This window comes from Kitasatospora sp. NPDC091257 (assembly GCF_044757675.1).
Lineage (GTDB): Bacteria > Actinomycetota > Actinomycetes > Streptomycetales > Streptomycetaceae > Kitasatospora > Kitasatospora lactacystinica.
Genome location: NZ_JBIVVI010000951.1, coordinates 1 through 3,605, shown reverse-complemented (window position 1 = coordinate 3,605; position 3,605 = coordinate 1). Strand labels below are relative to the sequence as shown.

Here is a 3,605-nt window from a genome sequence, read left to right as displayed (position 1 = left end):
GCCGCTGGCTGCGCGCCGAGGACTTCACTCAGCCGGGCCGGGCGCAGTTGTTCACCTCGTTGCAGGAGGACACCTCGTCCAGGTCGAAGGCGACGGCGGTGGGGCTGCGCGGGTCGCGCTGGGTGGTGAGCAGCCGCTGGACCACGTCGGTGAGCCGCTCGACCTGCTGGAGGGCGATGGTCGCCTCCTCCTTGACCGTCTCCGGCTCCTCGGCGAGGGCGGTGATCTCCTCCAGCCGCATGGAGAGCGCGGTGAGCGGGGTGCGCAGCTGGTGCGAGGCGTCGGCGGCGAGCCGGCGCTCGGCGGTGAGCATCCGGGCGATCCGCTCGGCGCTGGTGTCCAGCACCTCGGCGACCCGGTCGAGCTCGGGCACCCCGTAGCGGCGGTCGCGCGGGCGCGGGTCGCCGGAGCCGAGCCGCTCGGCGGTCTCGGCGAGGTCGGTGAGCGGCCGGGCGAGCCGCTTGGCCTGCCAGACGGCGAGGGCCACCGCGGCCTGGACGGCGAGCAGGGCGACCACGCCGAGCAGCAGCAGGTTGTTGGCGATCTCGTGGTCGACGTCCTCGCGGGACTGTTCGACGGTGACGGTCTCGCCGCTGTTGCCGCGCTCGACGGCCTTCAGCAGGTGGTTCCCGGCGGGGCGCTCGCCCGCGGAGACCACCGGCTGGCCGGGCACCTGCACCTCGACGTAGCTGCCCTCGGTGATCTGGCTCTCGAAGGCCCGCCCGGTGACCGGCTCCCCCGCGGCGAGCCGGCTCTCGACCAGGGCGAGCACCCGGACGGCGGCCGCGTCCACCCGGTCCTGGGCCGAGTTGACGATGGTCCGCTTCTCGACCAGGGCGAGCGGTACGCAGAACACCACGACGACCACCAGGACGACGCCCAGCAGCGAGTTGATCATCCTGCGTTTCACGCTGCCGCTCCCCGGGGTGTTCCACTGCCGCGGGCCGAGGGCCCGTTCTCCGTCAGGGACTAATTCTTCTCGAACCGGAACCCGACTCCGCGCACGGTGGCGATGTAGCGGGGGTTGGCCGCGTCGTCGCCGAGCTTCTTGCGGAGCCAGGAGATGTGCATGTCCAGGGTCTTGGTGGAGGTCCACCAGGTGGTGTCCCAGACCTGCCGCATGATCTCCTCGCGGGTGACCACCCGGCCGGCGTCCCGGACCAGGACCCGCAGCAGCTCGAACTCCTTGGCGGAGAGGGTGAGTTCCTCGTCGCCGAGCCAGGCGCGGTGGGACTCGATGTCGATCTTCACGCCGTGCGCGCCGGTGGTGAGCTGGTCGACGTTGCCACGCCGGAGCAGGGCCCGCACGCGGGCGAGCAGTTCGGCCAGGCGGAAGGGCTTGGTGACGTAGTCGTCGGCACCGGCGTCCAGGCCGACCACGGTGTCCACCTCGTCCGCGCGGGCGGTGAGCACCAGGACGGGGCAGCTCTTGCCGTCGGCACGCAGGCGGCGGCAGACCTCCAGGCCGTCCATCTCGGGCAGGCCGAGGTCCAGGACGACGAGGTCGACCTCCTCGGTGAGGCCCGCGGCCAGTGCGGTCGGACCGTCCTCGCGGACGAGCACCTCATAGCCCTCGCGTCGCAGGGCCCGGGCGAGCGGTTCGGAGATCGCCGGATCGTCCTCGGCGAGCAGCACACAGGTCATGTGGTGATGGTAGTCCGCCGGGGTAACGCCGGACGCCCTGTGAGGTAGTTCACAGAGTGTGATCGTTATACAAGACCCTGATCGCACCCAACGAGCCGCGGCGGACCGGCCGTTCGGTGAAGAATCTCCGTTTGGATCTTGAAACCGAAGGAAGACGCGCCCATCTACCATCGATAGATCGGGAAGATCTGGCGCCGACTTTGCCATTCCCATACCTAATTCAAGGCTTTTGTCATCTGATAAAGCCAAATGTCGCCACGTAGAGTGGTTTCGTCCACGTCCGCCGCCACCCCCCTAGAGGCGGACGCTGTCAGGCAAGGAACCACTACTCATGGCGTCGAAGACCCTGGACGCCGACATGACGTCGGCCTCTCCCGGCGGCAAGACCTTCCTCGGGCACCCCCGAGGTCTTGCCACCCTGTTCATGACCGAGATGTGGGAGCGCTTCTCCTACTACGGCATGCGCGCCCTGCTCATCTACTACCTGGTCTCCGGTGGCGCCGACGCCGCCGTGGGCAGCCAGGGCGGCGGCCTCGCCATGACGGCGACGACGGCGACGGCGATCTACTCCGTCTACGTCTCGATGGTCTACCTCATGGCCTACCCCGGCGGCTGGTTCGGTGACCGGGTCTGGGGCGCCCGCAAGACCGTCGCCATCGCCGGTTTCGTGATCATGTTCGGCCACATCGCGCTGGCCGTCCCGGGCCAGGCGGCGTTCTTCCTCGGCCTGCTCCTCGTCGCGCTCGGCTCCGGGCTGCTGAAGGCCAACATCTCCACGATGGTCGGCCAGCTCTACAACGGCCCCGAGGACCCGCGCCGCGACGGTGGCTTCACCGTCTTCTACATGAGCATCAACCTCGGTGCCTTCGTCGCCCCGTTCATCATCGGAACGATCGGCAAGGAGTACAGCTGGCACCTGGGCTTCGGTATCGCCGCGGTCGGCATGGCCTTCGGCCTGGTGCAGTTCCTGCTGGGCAGCCGCCACCTGAGCCCCAAGAGCAGCAAGGTCCCCAACCCGCTCAAGCCCGCGGAGCGCAACAGCCTGCTGGTGAAGGCCGGCATCGCCGTCGCCGCCACCGCCGTCTTCTACGCCGTGATCGTCGGGCTGGGCGTCTACACCCTGAACTGGGCCCTCGTCCCGCTCACCCTCGCCGGTCTGCTCATCCCGATCGCCGTGCTGGTCCGGATCAAGCGCGACAAGGACCTCAGCGCCGGCGAGCAGTCCAAGATGTCCGCCTACATCTGGTTCTTCGCCGCGGCCGCCATCTTCTGGATGATCTACGACCAGGGCGGGTCGACCCTCTCCCTGTTCGCCGACAAGAAGACCGCCGACAGCCTGTTCGGCCTCGGCTTCTCGGCCACCTGGTACCAGTCGCTCAACCCGCTGTTCGTGATGGCGCTCGCGCCGGTGTTCGCCTGGCTGTGGCTGTGGCTCTCCCGCCGCAACAAGGAGCCGAACACCATCGTGAAGTTCTCGATGGGCCTGGTCCTGGTCGGCGCCTCGTTCTTCATCTTCATCATCCCGATGAACATGGCGGACGGCGGCACCATGGTCTCCCCGATGTGGCTCGTCTCGATCTACCTGATCCAGACCATCGGTGAGCTCTGCCTCTCCCCGGTCGGCCTCTCGGTCACCACCAAGATGGCGCCGCAGAAGTACGCCTCCCAGATGATGGGCGTCTGGTTCCTCGCCGTCACCGCCGGTGACTGCACCACCAGCCTGCTCTCGCTGGCCGGCGTCAACCTCGACGGCAACGGGATCATCGCGATGCAGGCGTCGCTCGCCGTCCTCGCCGGGCTCGCCGTCTTCGGCTACCGCAAGCGCGTCCAGGCCCTCATGGGCGACGTGCGCTGACGGACCGGCCAGGGTACAACCGCTCGGGCCTGGTGGCGGCGCAGGCGCTGATCGGCCTCGGCCACGAGAGCGGCGAGGCGGTCCGGCTGGTCCGGGAACGGCGCTC

The 3,605-nt window shown here is 68.8% G+C and carries 2 protein-coding genes and 1 pseudogene; 1 reads left to right on the top strand and 2 read right to left on the bottom strand.

The features are described from left to right. Positions 1-70 precede the first annotated feature (70 nt). Together ACIQOV_RS32625 and ACIQOV_RS32620 are read right to left on the bottom strand one after the other, a co-directional pair. A pseudogene (locus ACIQOV_RS32625) lies at positions 71-910 on the bottom strand (histidine kinase dimerization/phospho-acceptor domain-containing protein); the annotation flags it as partial. Positions 911-969: 59 nt separating this feature from the next. After that, a complete protein-coding gene (locus ACIQOV_RS32620; RefSeq protein WP_030058577.1) occupies positions 970-1,644 on the bottom strand; it encodes a response regulator transcription factor in 675 nt (224 codons plus the stop codon). Between the two features lie 331 nt (positions 1,645-1,975). Between ACIQOV_RS32620 and ACIQOV_RS32615 the strand changes: the two genes are divergently transcribed. Continuing rightward, positions 1,976-3,499 carry an oligopeptide:H+ symporter gene (locus tag ACIQOV_RS32615; protein ID WP_359906132.1) on the top strand — a complete coding sequence of 508 codons (1,524 nt, stop codon included), beginning with the start codon at positions 1,976-1,978 and terminating at the stop codon, positions 3,497-3,499. The last annotated feature ends 106 nt before the right edge of the window (positions 3,500-3,605 follow it).